Below are 25,735 nucleotides of genomic sequence, written 5' to 3' on the forward strand. Positions count from 1 at the left end.
GGGTTCATTTTAATATTTAAAATCTTTGTAAGTAGTACTACTTACAAAGATTTTTTTACGATACAACTTAGTGAGCGATCAACGAATTTCTATTACAGAGTGAGTTACACCTGGTATATCAGATGTATCCTTGTTTTATTATTAGGGTATTTCCTCTTCGTACATTAAGGTTTTACGTTACCCATTTAATTTGGTACTAATCTTACTACCGAATTTTGGTATAGGAGAGTTTCCACAAGTAGAATTACGTCTATACTTCCTTTTAAGGTTGGAAAAAGGTAATCTCAGTGTGTTTTGTAAAGAAGTATTAATTCTGCAACATACTTTAGGATTATTTAGATTAGAGCTGTACCTGAAAAAAATATAAAAATATATTAATAAGTCATATTGTTAAGTTAAATGAAGAAAATTACTGTCTGTAAGTGTATAAGAAAGATACATTTGCGCGCTTCATTTTAACCCAAAATCTATTATGAAAAAAATTACTATTTACTTTATTTTATTCGGGATCTTACAATCCTTTTCTCAAACAAAGGTTTGGAATGTAGCTGATAGGTATCCTGATTATACTCCACAACAGGGAACAGCCTTGTTAAAACAAATTATTACAGATGCTAAGCTTTATTTTAAAAGAAATAATGGGAAGTTACGTGTTTTGTTTGATGAAAAAACATACGTTTTTTCACATGAGTCATCTCCTGCAATAGCAATACATAACATTAAAAAAGGAACATTAGAGCTATCGGGAAAAGGCACAAATCATACTGTTTTTCAATTTAATCAATTTGATCAATTAGGGCTGGAAATTACAAAATCAGATAATATCCATATAAACAACATTCACTTTACAAGGAAAAAATTATACGCCTCGCAAGGAACAGTTATCAATACTGATATTAGATCAAATATTATTGAAATGAAGTTGCATAAAGGGTTTTATGATCCCATTAGATTAACAAACCCTAAAATTTTTCCTAATATAGCTAATAATCATGTAACAGTATTGGCTTATACGAGTAATGCTAATGCTCCTCGGTTAAGTCATAAAACGGATCATTTAAAAATCAAAAAAATAACTCTAAAAGACAAAGACAAATCGATTTATCGAATCGAATTAGAAAATACTTCTTGTTGTCCATTGCGATCAACTCTGGTTGGAGAATATATAACAATAAAAGCGAAAATAGGGGTGCCTACTATTTTTATTAAAGATTCAGATAATATGCAAGTAGATAATGTTTTGATTACAAGAGCTACTGGGGTTGCTCTCAAGTTAAAAGGAGATTGTGATCGAACCGTTATTAACAATGTTGAAGTTGGAAGAAGAACGGATGATCAGTTTCATGGAAAAAAAGCGATATATTCCAATTTAGCCGGGGGAGTTATCGTGGAAAACGGAAAAATAGGAGCAAAAATCAGTAATTGTTTAATTTATGGAACAGCTGATGATGGGATAACCTATCATGCGGGAAATACGAATATTCTTCCTGATGGAGGACAAATTTATAACAACACTGTCAGAGATAATCATGGAAGAGGAATTATTGTAAGTCAATCAAAAGGAGGGATACTATATGGTAATACCCTAGAGCGAAATAGAGGTCAGGCATTATTGATAAAAACAGTTATAAAAGCTGATAATGCTTTGGGGAATGTAGCGGTTAAAAATTGGGATATATATAACAATACTTTTATAGAGAATTATATTAATGAAGTTATTTGGCTTACCACAGAAAGTTCCAATAACGGTAAGCATACCAATATCGTTATTAGAGATAATCACTTTTATAAAGTTCCTAAAAACAACTACCTGATTCGAATTGATCAAACAAATTCCGTAACGTTAAATAATAATATAGTTCACTCTTTTTCTAAAAAAAATGATGCTAGCAGGAGTAATGGAGCAGATCAATTTTTAATTAAAGTTGGACAAGCTAATGAAATATCAGGACGAAATAATAAAATTTTAGAGTGTACGGATAGAGGTATTTTTGATATAGATACTAATTTAAACGTGATTAGCAAGTGGAAAAAAGAATGTTCTGGTAAAAAAAGAAATTTACCTGGTATAGGAAAAAGCAAAGAACTATTCTATAAAAGAAACAATAATGTCTCTTATATAGGAAGCCTTTCTGATAACGCAAAAGCATATTTAATTTCTGTGTTTGATATTTATGGATTTGAAATAAAAACGCTTTCTCATCATAGCAACTCAGAAATAATTGAGTTAGATCAACTTCAAAAAGGAATATACTGTATAAAAGTAAATGCTATCGGCGAAGAAGAAACACTAATAAAAAAAATAATAGTTAATTAACCTCTTTTTTTCCTTTTTTATAATACACAGAATCAATCAATACCTTATTGTTTAATAATGTTATACGATAAGGTGTTGATTGATTTCATTGAAAAAGTTTAAACCACTTCATTTATACAACTTCAGAATCTTACTTCTGAAATTTTTATCCTAAAGTCTTTTGTTGTGATTGTCTGATATTTATAGTATTGGAGTTGATTTCTTGTGTTTAGCTGTGATGGTGTGTTTTTGAGATTGAAGACTAAAGATGTAGTAAAAGGAAATAGGGATTTAAGTATTCCCAAAAAGCTAAAAGGCAAGATCAATATAAAGTTTCATAGGGTTCTACGACCTTTAGTAAAGATGGAAAGACGGGACATTTTAGAGGAGAAAGAAGTTGAAAAAGGGGACGACTTAGCAAAATTACTTTCATTAGAAGAGATTTATTTTGATTTGGATACGTCAAAGATCCGACCAGATGCTGAAGTGGAATTACAAAAGATTATTGCAGCGATGAAAGAGTATCCTCAATTACGTTCCATGTGCTACCAAAAAACATCAGGAAAACAGAAGAAGTGAATTTAGTATTGTGAAATAATTACATATCCCGATAATTATAATTAAGTGATAAAGCCAGTATTTATTTTTATAAATACTGGCTTTTTACATATTTTTTATGTTGTTTCCCATTACTGTCTACATAGCTTTTTAGATATTATTTAGGAAATAACATGTATTATTATGTATCTAATTTTATGGTATACAAAACCCTGTCTATAGTTTTATCGGGGAAAAAGCTAATACTTTTCCTGTAGGGGCAATCGGAACTATAATAATATCATTTTCGGTTAAATAAACAATGTCTCCTGATCCTTGTTCGGTATCAATAATCTTTGTCGTTACTCCGTTTTCAAATGTGAATATTTTACCTTCTATCCAATCAGAAAGTAAAAAACCATTATTATAAGGATGAATACCATCTAGGTGACCAATATTATCTTTTCCTATTTGTTCAAAAGACTTATTAGCCATATTTATCTTTAACACCGTTCCTTTTGATGCTCCTAAAGGGTTTTGGTCATCAAAAGAACCCCAGGCTGAAATATACATGTAATTATCTTCAATCCATAGTCCATTCGGATTTTGGAGGTTTTCATCTTGTAGCCAAAGCTTAAAGTTACCTTGTTTATCTAATCTATAAATAGCAGAGGTAAACATATCAGAAACATAGACATTGCCCGTATTATCTTTGGCAACATCATTAAGAAATTGAGCCCCTTCTCCTTCATATTCATTAATTATTTCTGCTGAAGGAATATCAATCTCAATCAATACTGTTTTATCACTTACATACAGCTTGTCATCAATTATTAGAATTCCTTTTGGTTCATCCATCCCTGTTATCCATTCTTTTTCGATAATGGTACCATTAGGAGATAAAATTCCTATTGAGGCCTCCCCGTTTTCTCCCCCTAATTTTTGATTAGAAACATATAATACATTACGCTTCTTATCAAAGGCTACACTTTCAGGGTTTGGCAAATCGTTAATCTCCCAAACTAAATCCCATTGTACAACTCTTGGTTCATTGTCATCGTTACAAGAAATAAATAGAATAGAAATGACTAACAAATAAGTTGTTAATAAGTAAAATTTCATTTAGATAAATTTTAAAAATTGTTTTTAATAATAAATTTTGTCTGCTTATATTTTTATATATAAACATCTCTTTATTAGGAGTTTTAGTTTGTAAAATTATGATTAGAAAAAGCGTGATCAAAATACTAATTAACTATGTTTATCATAGTTTTTTGTAATGGATATAAAATTATTAAACCCCTTTATCCTTGGTGCACGAAGAAAATATTATTATTTCAAACTTATATCTGCTTAATTTTTTGATAAGGTTTTTCACGCTTTTTATTCTAGAGGTAATTAGATCAAAAGAATACAGTTTTTGATACATAATTTTCAAACCCCTTCAAACAATCAGGAAGTTGTTCTTTAGTCTTTTGGGATACAGGGGGAATATCTATACTTTTTTTTCAATTCTGTTATGTAAAAAAGTAAAAGAAAGATCGGCTAGTTTCTGGTCAATAAACTTACAAAAATTAGGTGGGTAGAATAAAAAATTCTCTGTTGTTATGTGTTGTAAATCTCTGATATCTTCTTGTAAGTTGTTTTTGAGGTACATGTCTTGATTTTAAATAATAATAAGATTGTAAGTTGCTTGTTAATAGTTGGTTTTGTGTTAATTGTTTAAATAGGATCAAATAAAAGAAAGATTTTTCTTGCAACAAAGTTGCATTATCATAATATTAGTGTTTTGTGCAGTATTTTTATTTCTCTTCATCGAAAAACTTTTTTCGTTACGAATAATTTAAGAAATTAGAGTGTTTTATTTGAATAATTCAAAAAAGATAAAATAACATTAACTCAAACTCAACAACAATGAAAACAACTAACAAAAGCCTTATTTTGTTGAGGGGTTTTAATGAGCAAGTATTGCCAAAATTAAATATAGTTATTGCTTCTGCAATACTATTTTTATCTGGTGGGCTTTTCGCTCAGACCCCTTCGCAAAAGGCAAAGATTATTCAACAAAGTAATCTGGTAAAATTAAATCAATTACAGTCTGAACTAGCAAGTAAGGCAGCATTACAGAAGAAAGAAGCTGTGGCAGCTGCCAAAAGAAATGGATGGCAGGTTAAAATAGCGAATACAGACGGAAGCTTTTCTGAATTACAAAGATTAGCAAAGGATGGAGCACCAATCTATTACACTACATTTAATGTAGATGCAGCAAAATCTACACGAACAAATCACTTAAACTCTGGAGGTTCCTTAGGACTAAACCTGGACGGGCAAAGTATGACGGCCCATGTTTGGGATGGAGGAGCGACAAGACCTAGTCATCAGGAATTTGATGGTGCAGGAGGGAATAACAGAGTTATTATTAATGATGGTGTTACAATACTTAATGGTAATAGTTTTCATGCTCAGCATGTTACAGGGACGATAGTAGCTTCTGGAGTACGAGCCAATGCAAAAGGAATGGCACCTCAGGCAAAAGCTAAAACACACGATTGGGAAAATGACAGCTCAGAAGCGACGACAGCTGCTGCCAATGGAATGATATTGTCAAATCATTCTTATGGTTTTAGAGCGGATCGAATTCCCGATCAATATTTTGGAGCCTATATTGAAGAAGCTAGAATATGGGATGAAATTATGTATAATGCTCCTTTTTACCTTATGGTAGTAGCAGCAGGAAATGATGGAAATGATAATAGTTCTAATGGACGGCCATTAGATGGAAATTCTTCGTATGATAAATTATCAGGTCATTCTGTTTCAAAAAATAATCTGGTGGTTGCAAATGCTCAAGATGCTAACATTAGTAATGACGGAACTTTAAATAGTGTTACGATTAATAGTAGTAGTAGTGAAGGTCCTACTGATGATTATAGAATTAAACCAGATATTACGGGTAATGGTACAGGAGTATATTCAACTTTTGATAACAGTGATACTGCTTACAGGAGCATCACAGGAACCTCAATGGCAGCTCCTAATGTAACAGGAACACTTTTATTGCTACAGCAACATTACAATAATAATAATGGAAATTTGATGAAAGCAGCGACCTTAAAAGGGGTAGCACTTCATACTGCTGATGATATTGGTCCTTCTGGACCTGACGCCGTTCATGGATGGGGATTATTAAACGCTAAGGTTGCTGCAGAAGCTATTACTAATAAAGGAACTGCTTCGAAAATAGAAGAACTAACACTTACTAGTGGGCAGACGTATACTATCACTGTTGATTCCGATGGTAGTAGCCCATTACTTGCTTCTATTTCCTGGACGGATAGAGCAGGGACAGCTGTGTCTGCAACCAATTCTAATACAGCTGTATTAGTTAATGATTTAGACATTAGAGTGACTAAAGGTTCTGCTACATTTAGCCCATATAAACTTACTAGCATTACTACAAATGGTACAGGAGATAATACAGTGGATCCATTTGAGAGAGTGGATATAGCCAATGCATCAGGAACGTATACTATTACAGTTACTCATAAAGGAACATTAACAGGAGGAAGCCAAAACTTTTCTCTTATTGTTACTGGATTAACAGAAACAACTACTGTATGTACGGCAACCGTACCTGCCGGAGTATCTTCTTCGGCTGTAGGCGCAGATACTGCAACTATAGGATGGACAGCGGTAGCTAGTGCTACCTATGACCTTCGTTACAGACAAACCGGAACAACAAATTGGACAACTTCTGCCGAAAATGGAACCTCTAAAGTGATTTCTGGATTGAGTCCATCTACAACTTATGAAGTTCAGGTAAGAAGTAAATGTGCTGATGGAACTACTTCTGACTATAGCGCTTCAGTGAATTTTACAACGACAGATGTACAGCTTAATTACTGTAATTCTAATGGTCAAAGAGTAAGTGATGAATATATTAGTAATGTAAAACTAGGTTCGATTAATAAAACATCGACAGGAGCAAGTAGTGGGTATAGTGATTTTACTGCCGAATCTACTAACTTGTCTAAAGGAAATGCTAATACTATTACTATTACTCCTACATGGACTGGAACCAGGTATAATGAAGGGTACAGTGTATGGATTGATTATAATCAAGATGGGGATTTTGCTGATTCAGGAGAACAAGTATGGACAAAAGCAGCTTCACAAACAACCCCGGTAAGTGGTAGTTTTACAGTACCTGCAACAGCGAAAAACGGAAATACAAGAATGAGAGTATCTATGAAGTATAATGGAATACCAACTTCATGTGAATCTTTTACTTATGGAGAAGTAGAAGACTATACTGTGGCTATAGGAGGTTCTGATGCGGATACTCAGGCTCCTTCTGCTCCAACCGGATTAACAGCTTCTAATGTTACAGAAACAACCCTTACATTATCCTGGAATGCTGCTACTGATAATGTAGGTGTAGTAGGATATGATGTCTATCAAGGAGCTACTAATCTTGGATCAGTAACTGCAACCACGAGAAATATTGCTGGATTGACAGCTAATACAGCCTACCAGTTTACGGTAAAAGCGAAAGATGCAGCAGGAAATGAATCTGCAGCAAGTAATACACTAAATGTAACTACCGCAGGAGCATCTTCTACATATGATGTAAAACTGCGTATTACTTTTGATAATTATCCCGAAGAAACCAGCTGGGAAATTAAAGATGCTAATAATCAGGTAGTGCATTCAGGAGGAACATATGGAGCGCAACCTGATGGCTCTACACTTACAATAACCAAAACACTGGATACAGGATGTTATACTTTGGTATTTAAAGACTCCTATGGAGATGGAATTTGCTGTAGTTACGGAAATGGTTCTTATGAACTGAGTAATAGTGCATCTGGTGAAGTATTAGCTTCTGGTGGATCATTTACTTCTGAAGATACTAAAAATTTCTGTGTAGGTACGACGCAATTAAATAGTATCAATAGTAGTAGTACTATTGCAAAAACAGATCTGAGAATTTCTGAATTTGTGCTTTCTCCAGTTCCTGCAAAAGACTATATCATGATTCGAATGAAGAATGCTAAAGATTCAAACTATAGAATTATAAATCATATTGGTCAAGTGGTAAGAAGTGGAAAAGTATCCGAAAACAAAGTAACTTTAAACGGTTTGCCAAATGGAATGTATTTCTTTTCAGTGATATCTAATGATAAAACACTAACGAAGAAGTTCATCATCAAACAGTAACACACTTTCAATATTTTTTAGAGACCCGAAGCAATTTGCTTCGGGTCTTTCTATTTGTAATACTGTTCAGGGATAACAATATAGTAAGTTGGTGTATTTTGAGTGTTTTTCGGGTTATGGATAATGAGTTTTTAGTTATAGGGATCGTTTTAGTAATCATTCTGTCGGGTTCACCAAAAAAGATATGTTGATAAAAAGGGGGGACTCTTGTCCTGTTTTGTACACATAATATCTGTTAATTGTGTTGCTGTTTTTTGTTAATAAGAAAATACTTTAAAAATCACCTTTTTCTTTAAGTTGGATTTTTACTGTGATATATTGAATTCCTTTTATCTCTTTGACTTTGGAAATCCAACCGAATTTTCCTGCTTTTTTTGAGGCGCTATGTTGCTTCTCTGTAAGCATTGGATCATCAGATAAGAATACTTTTGGAGCCCATTGCCTGCCAAATTCTTTGGATATCGTGGTGAAATGGATATGAGCCCCTTCACGCCCTAAATAATCAGGAGCAGGTCTAATTGTTTTAAACTCAAAATTTCCGTTTTTATCGGTTTTTGCCCATCCCTGCAATCTCCATGTTGTTAGCTCAACATCGTTTTTTCCAAAATCAAACCCATTACCATCTCTGTGGTAAGAGTGCACGATGATTCCTTCAGCGGGAGTAGTATCAGGATTATAGATCTTTCCCTTTATAATAAGAGGAATACCTTGTTCGTCTTTGGCAGCAATCCTACTGGCAGCAGGAATTTCTATAGGCTTTTTTTTATCGGCTTCGTTCCAGTGACGTAACCACCTTGGGTCTACCTGTCCCTGAATACTGAAACTAAGAGTAAAAGGTATGATTAACCATATAGTTTTATAAACCTCGACCCATTTTCTCAATGTTTTCATAAATGTAATGTTTTGCCTCAAAATTATTGTGAAGGAAAGTTTTTGTCAAGATTATCAGTGAGGTTAAATGCTTTGTGGAGTGAAAAATAAGCTTACTGGAGTAGATGTTGCCAGTTAGCTCTGTAATGTCGGCTCAAACGAACGGTTTCGCCATTGGAAAGCAAGGCATCGTAATCTCCGTTCTTTCTCGATACAAGTTCTTTGACTATATGTGTATTAATGATTGTAGAACGATTAACCCGCAAAAATGTCGAAGGATTTAAAAGAGTTTCGAAAACTTTCATTGTTCGAGTATCAAAATAACGATTGGTGCTCGTAGTAATAACAGTATATGGCTTGTCTGTTGAAATAGTTTCAATAGACTGGGAGCTTATAGCGATGGTTTTAAGCCCGGTTTTTACTTTGAAATTTTGGGAATAAATAAGATTAGATGTAGTTTTTGGAAGCTTCTTTTCTAAAAAAAATACCACAAAAGGAGCGATAAAATAATAGAGTATCAAAGCACTAAATTCATTGGATAAAGCATTAGTAAAGATGCGTGCAAAACGATGTGAAGGAGAGAAAACAAAATAACTTACCGATACAAAAAAAGAGGTGAAGATCAGAATGTGCAGCAAAGATAGGATGCTGCTTATTGCCAATCTGTAAAGAACTAACCAGATATTGTTTTTGCAATGAAATAGTGTCAATATCCAAATTTCTAAAAATGTGAAGGGGACGAGAAAAAACCAAATACTGTTATAAAGTAAAGAATCTGAGATGTAAAATCCAGTACCGTGAATTTGGCTAAATAAGTAATCTTGTAAAACAGACAGACCAATGATCAGGAAGAACAATCCGATCCAAAGCTTACTTCGGTTAGGTTTTGAAAAAACTTCTGAAATTGGTCTTTGCATGATTATTTCATTGTTAGGAAACATCTCGAAATAGAGATGATCTTAGAACCAGCTATTAAAATTACTGGTAAAACCAGACGATTTGATCTGTAAATATTGTAATAACATTCCCGGTTTAGATATCCAAAACTAATGAATTTTCTTTTTTTAGAAGCGATAGATCATTGATGCTCCCGAAAAAGATACTTTAAAAATAAGAGGGATGAATAAGTTTTGATAATATAGTGTATTGTGTGTAGGTGTGAGATGTGTGGAATTTGATAAACGCGAAGACCCTAGTTGTTTTATTGATATAGAACTATACAGGTTTGTACAGACCTGTATAGTTCGTTTTAAATATTAATGAGCGGTACAAGCTGATGATTGTGGATGCTCACAGCAGTATAAATCCATACCGGTTAAACCTTCACAAAGTTCAAGAGAAGTACTGCCAATTCCTCCTCCAATTCGTAAATTACCAGCAGCAGTTCCTCCAGTGATTGTTTGTTGTTCTTTTTTATTTAATTTTCTTGTTCCGATTAAGTTTAGAATGTTTTTTTTCATTTTGATTAGTTTTATATTTATTTATGTAGCCATTTATAGACACCTACAGTTTGTGTCTTTTATTCTTCGCGAAAGAATGTTCTTGAGGTGTTGTTACACAGGTGTATTTTTTGTAATTATTAGATGTAGTATTAATGTCAGTGATTTAGTGTGCAGGTGCAATTACTGTTATTAAAAAGACTTGGTTTTTGTGTCATTTTATTTATTCGATAATTGAGGTTGCTGCTTATTGTCTATAGCATTTTCTATATTCTTAAACTATGGTAGTTTATAAAAAAGAAATCGGGAGGTGGAATGATTGTCTTTGTGTTCAAGAAAATACCTTTGCTGAAATATCTTGGGGTAGTATCCATATGAATAGTACAATTTTTGTTATCTAATGTTTTGATTTACAAAGACAAAAATAAAAGAAGAATTTCTGAGACAATGGATAGATGTATAGTCGTAGATAAATACTTGATAAGCGTAGAAAGATAGCTTATAATAGTTAGATATGGAGGTTAATTAAGTCAGAAAGCATGTTTCTGTTTCGAACGGATACCTTTATACTTTCGTTATTACTAAGTATAAGTGTCTCTCTTTTATGGATTCGGGTAATATGAGCGATATTAACTAATGTAGAACGATTAGCCTTAAAGAACTGTCTTCCTTCCAAAAGCTCTTCATAATATTTTAAAGGTTTGGAGGTGAGGTGTTTTTTGTTACTAAAGACAATTGAACAATAACTGCCCTCGGCTTTACAGGCAACAATATCTTTTATTGGGACAAAAAGATTTTCATCCCCTAGATTAATGATGATTCTTGGGTTTTCTTTATCAAGAAAAGCATGTAACAGTTTTTTCTTTTTATTGATTGTTGCAGGAGGGAGCACTTTTTTAAATTTTTCTATAATAGGGGATAGCTTTTCTGCAGTTATAGGTTTTAATATATAATTAAAAGCACAGTATTCAAAAGCTTTCTGGTAGAAGGTGTCGTGGGCGGTTGTAAAAATAATTTCGAAATCAGTATATGAAGTACGTTCTATTACTTCAAATGATACCCCATCTGATAAATAAATATCTAAAAAAATAAGATCAGGTCGATAGGTTTCAATTGCGGATAAGGCTCCCGAAATACTAGTTTCAATGGTTAAAACTCGAATTTCAGGAAAAGCATCATTAAGGACGCTTTTCAGATAATTACTGGAGCATTCTTGATCTTCGACAATTATAGATGTAATAATACTGTTCAATTATTCTGATTATTTTTGAGATAAATATAATGTTTTCACATAATGATTAGAAAAAATCTATTAATAAGCGTTTTGTTAGTTGTTCTTTTTTTTTCGAAAAACAGTTTCTGCCAGAAAAAATATACACAACAGGAATTGGATACAATGACATTAAAACGACCTTTTGAAGCTGCAAAATTTAATCATTTTGAAAAGGCATTAAAATCCGATACGACCTTAATTGGATGGACATATTTTTATACGAGAAAAGCATATTTTTATCAAATAAACAGACGGCATGATTCTACTTTGTATTATGCGAATAAAGCCATAATGGTTTATGAGAAATTAAAGACGCCTCCTAAATCAGAAATTAACTATGCTATCATCTCTTACTACATAAAAGGCGTAATGCTGAATAAGAAAAAAGAGTACAGCGCATCCACAAGGAACCTGATTAATGCATTAAAAATTGTAGATGTGTATAATCCAGCTCATAATTACAAAGGCTATATCGCTTATTTGATCGCATCAAATCAGCATTTACTGGGAGATGCTAAACTAAGATATAAATACGCAAGAATAGCGTTGGAGGATACGACCTTTAAAAAGTTGTCCAAAGATTATGGAGGGGGGTATCAGTTTTTGGCTTTTACAAAAGAAGATGCAAAAGAGTATGATTCTGCAGTTTACTATCATCGTCAGGCACTTTCTTTTGTGAAAAAAATAAATAATACCAGAAGCATCATTGCGAGTCACAATAATTTAGGACACTTATTTCTTCTCAAAGAAAATAAAGACTCGGTTAGATATCACTTTAATAGAGCAAATGAATTGCTGAAGCAATTCGGACTAGATAGTCTCGAAGAGGGAACTGTATATCAAGATAAGTTTGTAAAAGCTAATATGGCTTATTTGGATATTCTCGAAGGAAATTTTGTAGAGGCAGAAATGAAATTAAATGAAGTTTTAAAAAGTTTGGAAAGCAAGAAAATAGATAATTATACCAAAGAATTGAAAAATACGTGTTATGACTATTTGATTGAATGCTATTATAAAAAAAAGGATTTTAAAAGCATCATAGCAGTATCTGACAAAAAAGATGAACTTCTCAAAGCTTATGAAAATGAATTTGTAGCAGGAAAGTTACAAGAATTGGAAACGATTTATGATGTAGAGAAAAAGAAAAAAAGAATAGCAGTACTTTCTGAAAAGAATAAAGAACAGGAAATTATCGTTAGTCAGCAAAAAATTATTATTGGGGTTATAGGAGGATCTTTTATCCTTTTATGCCTGACAGGATACTTGTACATACGAGAACGAAGACTGAAAACAAATTATGAAAAAATATTGTTAGAGCATAAGTTATTGCGTTCACAAATGAATCCTCATTTTTTATTTAATGCATTGAGTACTTTGTGTAACATGATCCGGGAGCAATCAAAAGACAGTATTCCTTATATCAATAAATTATCACAGTTATTACGAATGATTTTAAAAAACTCCAGGCAGGATTTTATCACTCTTGAAGAAGAAAAACAACTGTTGCAGGATTATCTGGACCTGGAATCAAATTTTAAAAATAATTTTGCTTTTGAGTTGAAGATATCTGAAGAATTAGATGAAGAAATGACCTGTATTCCACCTATGTTAGTACAGCCATTTGTAGAGAATGCCATTCAACATGGGATCTCAGGATTATCAAAAAAAGGAGTAATTCATGTTCATATAAAAAAAGCAGAAAAAGAAGAAACACTGCATTGTATCATAAAAGATAATGGAAAAGGATATTATTCTTCTAAAAAGAATTCTAAAGAAACTTCTTTTTCTGAAGCTATTGTAAAAGAACGCTTAGCGGTTTTTAAAAAAGAATTTAATACCAATTGTAGATTTGAAGTATTGTTGGGAAATGAAACAGGGACAGAAATTCACTTATTTATGCCTTTTGTAATGGATGAATAAATGAATGTTTTAAATAGTGAGAGCAGGGGTAATTGATAAGGAAGCTAAGGGCTTATGTATTGTGATAGGTTTTTGTTCCGGATTTCCGGGTGATTTATAAGGTGATGAATGGAGTAAGTTGTTGTTACATAGGTTTTAAAGAATGTGTGTTGCGTTGTTTGTTTGGTTGGATACAGCGTATTTATTACTACATTTGTAGTTATTAGATTTTGGAATTATATGGGGACAAAAAAGGAAAAAATTAAAGAATTGGTTATTGAATTATATCAGGAACATTATGGTATAGATCAATCGGAGAGTGATATTCTTTCTACAGATCCCAATGGTTTTGATAGGTCACCAGAACAATTTTATGAAGCAATTGAGAATACTTTTTCAGTACAGGCAGATTATGATGAAAACCCATATTATGGAGGATTAGGAGGAACTATTACCGAATTAATTGCTTTTTTGGAAACCCACGGAACTATTCCTGGTGAAATAAATGGACAAAATGAATTTATTCATGCCTTTTTCGAGAATTTTCATCTGAATTGTAAGAAGCTGGATGCACATCATGTTAATGCATATTTCGATATGTATGGAATGATGGAAAGTAATAGAAAGGAAAAAGAGATAAAGAAAAAATTCAGAATAGCGTTAAAAACCAATAACTGGGAAGATCTACTCTCTATTGGAAAACAGTATTCAGGACCGTTTGATATTACAGGGCTTACAACTATTGCAGAATTAATTGATTAAATCTCCTTGTGATACCATGCTCTAAATGAATTTTATAGCGTAATATTACCATTTTTTTACAAATACAATCAAACCCCTTGGTATATGAACTACCTAAAAGAGATATGTAGGTAAGTAATATAATGACAAAGGAAATTTTGCTTTTCTCTAAGATGAAAAAGATGATGCCTCTGTCTACTTAGCATAAAACCACTTTTATCAGTGATGTGGTGCAGTGTAGTGTGCTAATACTTAGTTAAATTATCATAAAAACACATAAAAAATAAAGTTTAGATCGATTGTTTGTTGGTTTCATATTTGTGTTTTTTTTGTGGTTACTGTGACTGTGTGGTAGTTTTTTTTTGTGTTTGTGTGTTAGTTTTAAATAATAAAGGTTTTTAAATGGGTTAACTGTTAGTGTGTGTTGAGGTGTGAATGTCGAATGACTTTTTCATAATTTCGCCAGAATTTTTTTGAACCCTCTATTTTAAAATCTTTATTTTATGAAAAAAAATACATTTATACTTTTATGTGCCTTTATTTCGATGTTAGGGTACATTTCTTGTTCTGGTGATGATGGAGAGCAAGAAATACGATTAAGTAATGAGAATACCATTCTCTCTTTTTTGCTAACTGTTAATGAGGAAAACTTCCCATTATCATTTGAAAACGGAGAAGCCTCCCTTTTAGTACCAGCACTTACTGATATTACAAATTTAACCCCATCTATTCGAATATCGGATAAGGCAAAGATTAAACCTGCTTTAGGAACTCCTCAGGATTTTACAAAACCAGTAACATATACGGTGACGGCAGAAAATGGTGATGTCAAAAAATTTACGGTTCGTATTTCTGTAGAGAAACCCAGTGCGGACAATAGTATTACATCATTTGAGTTTATCAATTTACCGGAAAACACCACTACTAATAAATTTGAGTTGTTAGAGAACGATCTTCCGAACACAGATGTTTTATCAATTAAAGTACCCTATTTATCTCCAATAAATGCGCTAAAGACCCGAATTGTTATTAGTGAACATGCTGTTATTGAACCAGCCTCAGGGAAGATATTAGATTATACAAAGCCTGTTGTTTATACTGTTACTGCACAAAATGGAGATATTAAAAAATATATAGTAAAGGTAGATGGAAACCTGGATCAGGTGAAATTTAAAGAAGGACTCGTTGATGCTTTTAAAAATAAAAAACCAGGAGATCTTATCACTTTTAATGTCAGTGAAGCACATCAAATAAAAGATCGTATTCACGTATACCTTACGGATCTTCTTACACAATCAAAAATAACTATCCCTGTACAAGATGTTCAGGAAATTGATGAAGATACTCATACGATCACTACCAAGCTACCAGCTACTTATATAAATAGTGATTATCGATTAGAAATATCGATCGAAGACGGTAATAATGATGTTAGCGAGATATTTCGACTAGATAAGGGAATACCAAATTTTGTACAAGTGGAACCAGTAGATATGAATGGAAATTTTTCTACCATAGAAAAGTTGTTCTCTACTCATAGTACTAATTTTACTAAATGTGGTGATATAAGAAGCAAGTTTATAGCCAAAATGTATATAGACATCTCTAAGCGCATTTCTCATAATTTTTATTTGAGACAAAATGGGAAAGATTTTGTAGTTTATCCACAGTTTTATGAAACATGGAATGAAGAATCCTCTACAGTTGAAATAGACATTGTTTGTGATATGTTACAAGATGGAGCCGTTTCAGGGACTAATTATACATTTATTATAGAAACACCAGATGATGGAGTAAAACATGAATTTCCATTTGTCAACCATCAGGGAAATTCGATAGAAGTTATCCCTCTGGAGCCTCTTGTTATTCAGGGTATTGATAAAGAGGTTTATACCAGGGGAGACGAAATTTCTATGACGATAAGTGGCGATCTACATATAAATACAACATCAAGTAATCTGGTTTCTAAAGAGAATGAATTATCAGTGTCATTTTTTAAAATTGAAGGTGAAGGTGATCAGGAAGAGGTTAAAGAAAGATATGAAACGACAATTTCTTCTATAGAAAATGCAAGTTTTAGAATACCGGATAATATTCCTGTTGGAACATACGGTATTCATTTAATATTTACGGATAATATAGGGAATAAAAGTTTTAAATCACTTGCTGATATTGTTATAGAGTAAACAATTTCCAGAATCATTTATCCATGATTATCAAGTTCGGTTATAGATAATGCTTTTTGAAATATAAATAGTTGATTCGTATATAACTACTCTGGGATAAAATAAATGAATCTTGTATTAGAAAATAGAATAAAAGCAACATCAAAATGACAGATGTTGCTTTTTGTTTTCAAAAAAATAATTGACTTTCCAATAGTTTTCTAAATAAAACTACTTGTTCTCTTAAATAAAAAAACAGAAAGATTATTTATCTCGAATTCCTGAAGAAATAAAATAAATCCTTTATAGTATTTTGAAAGATGTTATTTTACCTTCTTTTACAAGAGAAGAAAGAGCTTCTTCAGTTACTGCAAGTGCTTCTTTATGTAGGTCATTAGTTAAGAAGTCATTGTTCACATTTTGATCTCTCTTAAAAACGAAGTTTAACCCGGTAGGAGTCACGGTTATTTCCTGTAAAATAAAATTTCTATTTTCTATTTTACTATTAATATATGCAGTTAGTGGTCCGATTACAGTGCTTGCTATATATATTCCTGCATATACTATTGCTGCAGCGATTACAGTTTCTAAAATATCGTTGTCAAGTTCTTTTTTTAACGTGTTTTTCATAGGATAATAAATTTTGTTAGTATTTATATTGAGGGTTTTATACCCTGTGTTTTTTAAAATTAAGGTGTTTTTTTTCTATAAATATTTCATTCTATTGCACCGGTTTATCCCTATTTTTTTGATAATAAACTTGTTTTTGTGCTGTGTGTTTACAATAAAAAAGGAAGGTTTTAAAATTTTGTAATAAGAAGAGAATACCGGGTTTTATGGAGTGCTGTGATTAAGATATTCGGGTTGCGGTATAATACATGTATATTTTAATTCTTGGGGCTAAGATTTATGTTCTAAAAAATGTTCCTGTGTTTGTGTTGAGCTTGTTTACGTTCTTTTATTTTTTGTAGAGGTTTCTTAATACACGAATAAAAATTCAAAAAAACGAAACTTTATTATGTAGTGTTTTGAATTTTGTATAGAATACTTTATCAATTATTTAAGAGGGGTAGTGAAAAAAAAACGGAGGAAACTCCTCTGTTTTTGGGGTTCAAAACCACCTCTTTTTTAAAAGCAAAAGATGTACTTTCGTTATAGTGTTAGCAACCGTAACCTGTTCATATATACATGTTTTTTTTAAAGATAGGAAGATGATTTGGTATTGTGCTTATGATTGTATTGGCTTCTTTTTTTTAGGAAAATGAAGAAGAATGGAGTGAGTAAAGACTGTATATAATAATAGTTGAATGGTTATTTTAGTAGATAGGGGTAAGGGCTAAATGTTCTGAAGTAAGAATCAAAATTAATATTCATTTACTGAATAAAGCATCTTGTAGTTCTAGGGGAGAAGTTTTTATATGGTTGTTATCAGTTTACAAAATTGATCAAAGACAACCCAGAACATGTAGTTTTCTGGAAATACTAACTATAAAACAATTTTCAAAAATGAAAAAATTAATGATTTCGGCAAGCTTTCTTATTCTTATCGGTATTGTTACAGCAACTGCTCAATGTAGATGTTATGAAAAAACTTCTGTGTATTATAGCGGGAATCCTGAAGGAGGAAAAGAAATAGGGTTTATCTCTAACAATAGATTCTATCAGAAGACAAGTGTTTATTATAGTGGGAACCCTGAAGGAGGAAAGGAAATAGGGTTTGTTTCTAATAATAGATTCTATCAAAAGACTTCGGTTTATTACAGTGGAAATCCTGAAGGGGGAAAAGAAATAGGGTTTATGTCCAATGATAGAGCCTATGAAAAAACTTCTGTATACTACAGTGGGAACCCTGAAGGAGGAAAAGAACTTGGGTTTGTTTCTGGAGAGTACGGATATGAAAAAACTTCTGTGTATTATAGTGGTAATCCCGAAGGAGGAAAGAAAGTTCTAATCACTAATGGATGTAATAATACTGAGAAAACAGCTGCTTTACTAGCATATCTGTCAATACTTAGAGGATGATTTTTAAAATCCCTAAAATAAGGCTTTACCAAAAAATGGTAAAGCCTTATGGATGAAATTCTAATCTGGCAGTAACATCAGGAAATTGAGCTGTAATAGCAGCTTTATCCTGTAGCCTCATTCCGGTCCAGTTATAAGCTCTCTTAATACCTCCATTTTTCATAAAATAGATTTGCGATTGATCACTATGTTGAAATCCTATAGTATGAGCTAACTCATGAGTCATGACTAAAAACCTTCTACAGGACGACCTGCTTTATCAGAGAAATCAGCCCTTACAGGAGAAAAACCGAACCCGATTTTAGCTTTCCCAGATATGATAATATCAGCTTACCCTCCGTTAGTTGTTCTGTGTATACTGATTCCAGCAAAGGAAGAGTTCCATTCATATTGTTCAGAAATACGCTGATACTCCCTAGCCTTAAAAACAGCTGAAAACCTAACAAAGTGTTGCCCTTTTTTGAGTGTTAGCAGAATCTAAAAATGAAATATCCCTATTCCCTTTTTGAAGCACTTCCAGCTCTTCAATAATTACTGTTTCCTGATTATCTTTTCACAAGAAGTAAATAAAGCTGCAATGCACATGATGGCAGGTAATAATATGGTTGAGGATTTTAAAAATGTAGTTTTCGCTGTAAATTAAGTTTTAAGAGTTTGTTTTCATTTTATAAGATATTAAGTAATCTTATGCTTATCTGTATTTTTCGAATTAACATCTGTTTAATGGATGTTGATTTTATTCAAAAAAAGTAGTAACACTAAATAAAAATAATACATGATTGTATAGTAAGTTATTACAATAGTTATTGTTTAAATAACTCATATGGTTTAGGAATAAATATGTACTGGATAGGAATGGTAGGATTTTAGTAAAACATAAGGAATAGAAGATGACTGAGACAAACTAGAATAGAAAAGAATGCTAAGAAAAGAATACGGACAATACCGGAACGCTACGAAAGACATGTTTTGAGTAACAAGGGGGCATTAATTTGATGTAAAGATTTAAAAACGAAAGCCTTTTTTGATTTTATGTGTTTTCCGAATATTTTTGTGGGATAAAATAAATAAGAACATAGAGAAGCATCTGTATAAATTGTTGAAATGTTTAGATCTGATTAAACAGGTGATTCTAAAAAGAGGGTGTTGTTAATTAGTAAGTAGAATGATGAAGATTTTATATGGCTAGGAGCTCATTTTATGATAATAAAATTGTGATGTAAAATCAATTTTATCAGGGAAGAACTTAACCAAAACAAGTAAAATTTATACGTGGGGTGCAATAAAAAAGTTTAAAAACATAAAAGATTTACTAATTTAGCTACCCGCACAATAGAAATATTGTAGGAGACAGTGTCAGATTGTAAGCGGCGGCTGTTATCAACTGAAATCTCGTTTAACCAAAACATTAGAAATATAGACTATATGGAGGCATTAATTAATTTCACATGTAAGAGTAAACTTATAGATTTTTCCTTAATGCCCAAAAGATAATTTTTTTATGCACAGATATATTGAATACCTCAAGGAAATTGAAGAGCGAAAAGGTCAGGGACTTCATCCGAAGCCGATCGATGGAGCAGAATTACTAAGTGAAGTCATAGTACAAATCAAAGATGTAGCAAATGAACATCGAAAAGATTCTCTCAATTTCTTTATTTATAACGTATTGCCAGGAACCACTAGTGCTGCTGGTGTTAAAGCTGAATTTTTAAAAGAAATTATTCTTGGCGAATCTATTGTAGAAGAGATCTCACCTGCTTTTGCCTTCGAACAATTATCACATATGAAGGGAGGTCCCTCTATTAAGGTGTTATTAGATTTAGCTTTAAGTGATGATGTTTCTATCGCCAATGAAGCAGCAAAGGTACTAAAGACACAGGTATTCCTTTATGAAGCAGATACAGAGCGCTTAGAAGAAGCGTTCAAAAATGGAAATGAAATAGCCAAAGAAATTATCGAGAGTTATGCAAAAGCAGAATTCTTTACAAAATTACCAGAGGTTGCAGAAGAGATTAAAGTTGTTACTTATATAGCAGGAGTGGGAGATATTTCTACAGATTTACTCTCTCCAGGAAGTGATGCGCATTCCAGATCAGATCGTGAGCTACATGGTAAGTGTATGTTCGAACATAATAAAGAACGACAAAATGAGCTCATGGAACTCCAGGAGAAACATCCTGATAAAACAGTGATGCTCATAGCAGAAAAAGGAACAATGGGAGTAGGGTCATCCAGAATGTCAGGGGTGAACAATGTAGCTCTTTGGATAGGGAAACAAGCAAGTCCATACGTGCCGTTTATTAATATAGCTCCAATCGTTGCAGGAACCAATGGAATCTCTCCTATATTCCTTACGACTGTTGGGGTTACCGGAGGGATTGGGATCGATCTAAAAAACTGGGTAAAAAAGTATGATGAAGCAGGAAATCTTGTACTGGATGAGGATGGAGAACCAGTTCTTGAGCAGGCGTATTCTGTAGAAACAGGTACAGTGCTTACTATTAATACTAAAAAGAAGAAATTGTATAAAGGAGATGAGGAATTAATTGATATTTCTTCATCACTGACTCCTCAGAAAATGGAGTTTATAAAAGCAGGAGGGTCATATGCTATTGTATTTGGGAAAAAGCTTCAGACTTTTGCGGCTAAGGTATTGGGAGTAGAGATACCACCAGTATTTGCAGCTTCCAAAGAAATTTCTCACGAGGGTCAGGGACTTACCGCTGTAGAAAAAATATTCAATAAAAACGCTGTTGGAACTTCAGGCGCAACATTACATGCAGGATCCTATGTACGAGTAGAGGTAAATATTGTAGGTTCACAGGATACTACAGGATTGATGACTTCTCAAGAGTTAGAAATGATGGCGGCTACAGTGATTTCCCCAATCGTTGATGGGGCTTATCAATCAGGTTGTCATACAGCTTCTGTATGGGATTTGAAAGCGCAGAGAAATATTCCAAGATTGATGAAGTTTATGAACGACTTCGGTCTTATTACAGCACGTGATCCGAAAGGAGCATATCACTCAATGACAGATGTAATTCATAAAGTATTAAATGATATTACCGTAAATGATTGGGCAATAATAATAGGAGGAGATTCTCATACAAGAATGTCTAAGGGGGTTGCATTTGGTGCAGACTCAGGAACTGTTGCACTTGCACTTGCTACAGGAGAAGCTTCCATGCCGATACCAGAGTCCGTAAAAGTGACTTTTAAAGGAAAAATGAAGGATCATATGGATTTCCGGGATGTAGTACATGCTACTCAGGCACAGATGTTAAAGGAGTTTGGAGGAGAGAATGTTTTCCAGGGAAGAGTTATTGAAGTACATATCGGAACATTACCTTCTGATCAGGCTTTTACTTTTACCGATTGGACAGCAGAAATGAAAGCCAAAGCCTCTATTTGTATCTCTCAGGATGATACACTTATCGAATCTCTGGAGATTGCCAAAGGTAGAATTCAGATCATGATCGATAAAGGAATGGATAATGAAAAACAAGTACTTCAGGGACTAATTGATAAAGCAGATCAGAGAATTGCAGAAATCAAGTCTGGTGAAAAACCAGCTCTTACACCTGATGATAATGCTAAGTATTATGCAGAGTTTGTTGTTGATTTGGATATTATTGATGAACCAATGATTGCAGATCCTGATGTACATAATGAAGATGTTTCAAAACGATATACTCATGACACGATTAGAGCACTCTCTTTCTATGGAGGAGACAAAAAGGTAGATCTTGGTTTTGTAGGATCTTGTATGGTGCATAAAGGGGATCTTAAGATCGTATCGCATATGCTTAGAAATTTAGAAAAAAAACATGGAAATGTAGAGTTTAACGCGCCTCTTGTGGTGACTGCTCCAACCTACAATATTATTGATGAACTCAAAGAAGAAGGAGATTGGGAGCTTCTTCAAAAATATTCCGGTTTCGAATTTGATGATGCCGCTCCCAAAAGTACTGCACGTACAGAATATGATAATATGATGTACCTGGAGAGACCTGGGTGTAATCTCTGTATGGGGAATCAGGAAAAAGCAGAAAAAGGAGATACAGTAATGGCTACATCTACACGTTTATTTCAGGGACGTGTGGTAGCAGATTCAGATCGTAAAAAAGGAGAATCATTATTGGCATCAACTCCAGTGGTAGTGCTTGCTGCAATTTTGGGGCGAACTCCTACAATAGAAGAATATGAAGCGGCAGTAGAAGGAATTAAATTAACTCAATTTGCTCCACCGTTAAAGAAGCTAACTTCAGGTCCAGGTCATAAAATTTCTTACTAGGATTTGGAATTTAGTGTTTCTCCATCTGTATTCTTGATATGAGTGGAAACATAAAAAATAGTAAAGCCAGATATTTCTATCTGGCTTTACTATTTTTATATACGGGAGTATTCTGTATTACATAACAGTATCAAATATCACCACCCAACCACTTTTTGAAGGTACCGATTTTTTCGATAGCGACTGTAACCTGTACTTCCTTAGTAGCCGGAGTAAGGTGTAGGATAATTTTTGATTTAGAGGAATAATACATTTTAGAAATAGAAGAAGTATGAATAATATATTTTCTGTTTACTCTATAAAACTCTTTTGGGTTTATCAGATGTTCAACATTTTTTAATGAATATTCAATAGGTAATCGTTCCGCGTTTTTTAATTTAATAAATGTCATTTTATCCTCTGAATAAAAATAGGCGATATCTTCTATTGTAATTGTTTTTAGCTGGTTTCCTGTTTTTACCAGAAAACGTTTTTTGTAGGAGTCTTATTGAGAGGATTAGTGATCTCTTTAAGAAAAAAGAAAAGAGGTTGTCCAATCAGGACAACCTCTTTTTAGCATTATAATTCACGTTATGTGGTATTGGCAGATTACTTTTTTACAAAAGAAGTCGTATAATTGGCTCCGTTAGAAGTAACCTTTAACGTATAAGTACCAGCGTTTAATTCTGAGATATTTACAGTAGACTGGTATTTTCCTTTGATAACAGTTCTACCAAGCATATCAACGATTTTAAACATTGCATTTTCTGTTGGATTAAAAACAATATTTAGTTCTTTGTTAGAGGGAACTGGATACACACTGATTTTATCTATTGGAGGTGCAATTTTACCAGATTTATTACCATTACAAGATGAAATGAATTTCCACCCTCTATACGTTAGTTCCCAAAGGTTTCCTCTGTGAACAACTTTATCTCCTACGCGATAGCGAACCCCCCATCTCCATGGAGCTACTCCATCACAAACACCAGTCGTATCTCCTGTAGTTGTTGCCGTAGCGGTGTTACTGTATCTTGATTTATTTCCTGCAGCGTCCATCGCTAATACTTTGAAAGAATATCTGGTATTAGCTGTTAATCCTGTTACCTGGTATCGTGTACCTTCTACAGTTGCGATCATGGTATTTTCCTGGTATACACCATATCCGGTTACACCTACATTATCAGTAGAAGCCCCCCAGCTAAGGTCAATGGTGGTTTTAGTGGCATTTCCGGCAGTTAAGTTAGTAGGAGCTGTAGGAGCTTGCGTATCCGAGGTATCTCCTGGTAGGGTAGTTGCTCTGGCGGTATTACTAAATCTTGATTTATTCCCTGCGGCATCCTTAGCCAATACCTTAAAAGTATACGCTGTCCCAGCTGTTAATCCCACAGCCTGGTATCTTGTTCCAGATACTGTTCCGATCATGGTATTTCCTTGATATACCTCATATCCAGTTACACCTACATTGTCAGTAGAAGCAGTCCAGGTAAGATCAATAGTTGTTTGCGTTACATTTCCTGCTGTTAGATTCGCAGGTGCTGTAGGCGCTTGTGTGTCTGAACCTCCTGTTTCTGTATAAGGTTTAATTCCTGTTTGTCTTTCGATCCAGGAAGCTGCATTAGCAACATTCCCCCAAAAACCATAATCAGTACATGGAGTTCCTTCTCCACCACTTACTGCTCCAACTAAAATTCTTTCTGACTTGTCACTATTGTATACAACTAGTGGTCCCCCACTGTCTCCTCTACATACCATTCTTCCTTCTGTTTCCTCTACTCTGATGCGCTCATCAGATAATTGAACTACTCCAAACTTCAATAAGGCTCCTTGTAAGTGGTCTGGACTACCTGAATTAGGACCTAAAGCTCCCCATCCAGTAGCGTAACAATCCTTTCCTTGTTTAACATACCCTTTTGTAAAAACATCTGCAGAAGCATACCTGATAGATTTTGCATATTTTCCTGATAGATCTAATGGAGTGCTTAATTCTAAAAGACTCAAATCACATCCCGAACATGGAAAATTAATCACTCTTTTTACTGTTGATGTTTGCCCGGTAGAACGATCACTTCTTTTGGTGTACCCAACTCCAATTCTTCTTCCGACCATTCCATTAACACAATGTTTCGCAGTAAGAATCCAGGTTGGTCCGAGAATAGTACCTCCACAACCTCCTAAGTCTGCTTGATATGGATGGTTCTCAATTAAAACATCTTCCCCATTCTTAATTTTCATAGTTGGGTTTTTCTTAGATCCAGGTTTTCCCTGTGCTTGTAGTTGCGTTGTGATCACACAACATAACAAGCTTAAAATAAGTACATAAAACTTTTTCATGATTTAGTGGTTTTAAAAAAATTAAAATGATTTGTTCTTTTTAAACACCGCTTATTGCAAAATATTTTGAGGGCAAAATTGCATATTCGAACAAGAAAAATGTAAGATTTAACCTCTAAACCCAAAAAAAAGAGGTGCTAATGGGTATTTGTCTATAATTCATGTGCTTACGTCTGAATTTTAAAAATGAGTTATTGCTGAAATACAAATGAAGATTTATGTGTAATTAACTATATTTTAGCTTTTTAGGGGTTTCTTACAATAATTTTGTTAAAAAAATTACAACAAATTTTTTACCCTCTAGAAGACCTCAAAAATAAAGGAAGTAAGACAATTAATTCATCATGAGGTTTTCTTCTTCCTTATTTGAAAGGGAGTTGTCTTTTTGTTAATGTTAAACAAACAACTCAGGAGACTTTATATAATGCTTAATCAAAGAATTTCAGTTATTTAATAAGTGAGGTATCCCATGTCTTAGGTGTAATTTTATAACATATCCCTATAATTTTAACATACTACTATCCATTGAAAAAGGCAATCAAAACCATTATTGTTCAGACTCAATGTCGATTAGAAGATAAAAGTGATGAGATGTGACTTTTAAATGAGCTAAGTATAAGATTTATAGTTATATATGTTTTTTTGAAATAGGAGAAGATT

17 protein-coding genes are annotated in these 25,735 nt (G+C 33.2%); 8 read left to right on the plus strand and 9 right to left on the minus strand.

Annotated elements, in window-relative coordinates; genetic code table 11:
* Window positions 1–472: 472 nt before the first annotated feature.
* The gene (locus HN014_RS10980) at window positions 473–2,317 is read left to right on the plus strand and encodes a right-handed parallel beta-helix repeat-containing protein (RefSeq protein WP_176028920.1); all 1,845 of its coding nucleotides are present in this window, start codon (window positions 473–475) and stop codon (window positions 2,315–2,317) included.
* Between the two features lie 228 nt (window positions 2,318–2,545).
* Window positions 2,546–2,875 (plus strand): hypothetical protein, encoded by a 330-nt coding sequence (locus HN014_RS10985; RefSeq protein ID WP_217704385.1) that lies wholly within the window; start codon window positions 2,546–2,548, stop codon window positions 2,873–2,875.
* A gap of 195 nt (window positions 2,876–3,070) precedes the next feature.
* Here HN014_RS10985 and HN014_RS10990 read toward each other — a convergent pair whose 3' ends face one another.
* The gene (locus HN014_RS10990) at window positions 3,071–3,955 is read right to left on the minus strand and encodes an SMP-30/gluconolactonase/LRE family protein (protein WP_176028921.1); all 885 of its coding nucleotides are present in this window, start codon (window positions 3,953–3,955) and stop codon (window positions 3,071–3,073) included.
* 792 nt (window positions 3,956–4,747) lie between these two features.
* Between HN014_RS10990 and HN014_RS10995 the strand changes: the two genes are divergently transcribed.
* The gene (locus tag HN014_RS10995; RefSeq protein ID WP_176028922.1) at window positions 4,748–8,053 is read left to right on the plus strand and encodes a GEVED domain-containing protein; all 3,306 of its coding nucleotides are present in this window, start codon (window positions 4,748–4,750) and stop codon (window positions 8,051–8,053) included.
* Window positions 8,054–8,326: 273 nt separating this feature from the next.
* On the opposite strand, the gene HN014_RS11000 is transcribed toward HN014_RS10995, so the two are convergent.
* The 4 genes from HN014_RS11000 to HN014_RS11015 form a co-directional block, all read right to left on the minus strand.
* A complete protein-coding gene (locus HN014_RS11000) occupies window positions 8,327–8,944 on the minus strand; it encodes a hypothetical protein (protein WP_176028923.1) in 618 nt (205 codons plus the stop codon).
* 92 nt (window positions 8,945–9,036) lie between these two features.
* The gene (locus HN014_RS11005) at window positions 9,037–9,840 is read right to left on the minus strand and encodes a LytTR family DNA-binding domain-containing protein (protein WP_176028924.1); all 804 of its coding nucleotides are present in this window, start codon (window positions 9,838–9,840) and stop codon (window positions 9,037–9,039) included.
* A gap of 339 nt (window positions 9,841–10,179) precedes the next feature.
* Window positions 10,180–10,383: a hypothetical protein gene (locus HN014_RS11010; protein WP_176028925.1), complete on the minus strand. Its 204-nt coding sequence runs from the start codon at window positions 10,381–10,383 to the stop codon at window positions 10,180–10,182.
* A 487-nt stretch (window positions 10,384–10,870) separates the two neighbouring features.
* Window positions 10,871–11,614 (minus strand): LytTR family DNA-binding domain-containing protein, encoded by a 744-nt coding sequence (locus HN014_RS11015; RefSeq protein WP_176028926.1) that lies wholly within the window; start codon window positions 11,612–11,614, stop codon window positions 10,871–10,873.
* A 144-nt stretch (window positions 11,615–11,758) separates the two neighbouring features.
* Between HN014_RS11015 and HN014_RS11020 the strand changes: the two genes are divergently transcribed.
* The 3 genes from HN014_RS11020 to HN014_RS11030 all read left to right on the plus strand — a co-directional run bounded on the left by HN014_RS11020 (window position 11,759) and on the right by HN014_RS11030 (window position 16,461).
* Complete coding sequence (locus tag HN014_RS11020; protein WP_254884140.1) at window positions 11,759–13,555, plus strand: sensor histidine kinase; 1,797 nt, start codon at window positions 11,759–11,761, stop codon at window positions 13,553–13,555.
* 219 nt (window positions 13,556–13,774) lie between these two features.
* A complete protein-coding gene (locus tag HN014_RS11025; RefSeq protein WP_176028928.1) occupies window positions 13,775–14,296 on the plus strand; it encodes a hypothetical protein in 522 nt (173 codons plus the stop codon).
* Between the two features lie 482 nt (window positions 14,297–14,778).
* A complete protein-coding gene (locus HN014_RS11030; protein WP_176028929.1) occupies window positions 14,779–16,461 on the plus strand; it encodes a hypothetical protein in 1,683 nt (560 codons plus the stop codon).
* Between the two features lie 282 nt (window positions 16,462–16,743).
* Here HN014_RS11030 and HN014_RS11035 read toward each other — a convergent pair whose 3' ends face one another.
* Complete coding sequence (locus HN014_RS11035) at window positions 16,744–17,070, minus strand: hypothetical protein (protein ID WP_176028930.1); 327 nt, start codon at window positions 17,068–17,070, stop codon at window positions 16,744–16,746.
* An 876-nt stretch (window positions 17,071–17,946) separates the two neighbouring features.
* Between HN014_RS11035 and HN014_RS11040 the strand changes: the two genes are divergently transcribed.
* A complete protein-coding gene (locus tag HN014_RS11040; protein ID WP_176028931.1) occupies window positions 17,947–18,462 on the plus strand; it encodes a hypothetical protein in 516 nt (171 codons plus the stop codon).
* Window positions 18,463–18,508: 46 nt separating this feature from the next.
* Here the strand turns inward: HN014_RS11040 and HN014_RS11045 are convergent, their stop codons facing one another.
* Complete coding sequence (locus HN014_RS11045; RefSeq protein ID WP_176028932.1) at window positions 18,509–18,688, minus strand: hypothetical protein; 180 nt, start codon at window positions 18,686–18,688, stop codon at window positions 18,509–18,511.
* A 1,275-nt stretch (window positions 18,689–19,963) separates the two neighbouring features.
* Here HN014_RS11045 and HN014_RS11050 point away from each other — a divergent pair.
* Complete coding sequence (locus HN014_RS11050; RefSeq protein ID WP_176028933.1) at window positions 19,964–22,762, plus strand: bifunctional aconitate hydratase 2/2-methylisocitrate dehydratase; 2,799 nt, start codon at window positions 19,964–19,966, stop codon at window positions 22,760–22,762.
* Between the two features lie 130 nt (window positions 22,763–22,892).
* On the opposite strand, the gene HN014_RS11055 is transcribed toward HN014_RS11050, so the two are convergent.
* Together HN014_RS11055 and HN014_RS11060 are read right to left on the minus strand one after the other, a co-directional pair.
* The gene (locus HN014_RS11055) at window positions 22,893–23,225 is read right to left on the minus strand and encodes a LytTR family DNA-binding domain-containing protein (protein WP_176031089.1); all 333 of its coding nucleotides are present in this window, start codon (window positions 23,223–23,225) and stop codon (window positions 22,893–22,895) included.
* A gap of 125 nt (window positions 23,226–23,350) precedes the next feature.
* Window positions 23,351–25,075, minus strand: coding sequence for a trypsin-like serine protease (locus HN014_RS11060; RefSeq protein WP_176028934.1), 1,725 nt, complete (start codon window positions 25,073–25,075; stop codon window positions 23,351–23,353).
* Window positions 25,076–25,735 lie beyond the last annotated feature (660 nt).

The sequence above is a fragment of the Aquimarina sp. TRL1 genome (genome assembly GCF_013365535.1).
GTDB classification, from domain to species: domain Bacteria; phylum Bacteroidota; class Bacteroidia; order Flavobacteriales; family Flavobacteriaceae; genus Aquimarina; species Aquimarina hainanensis.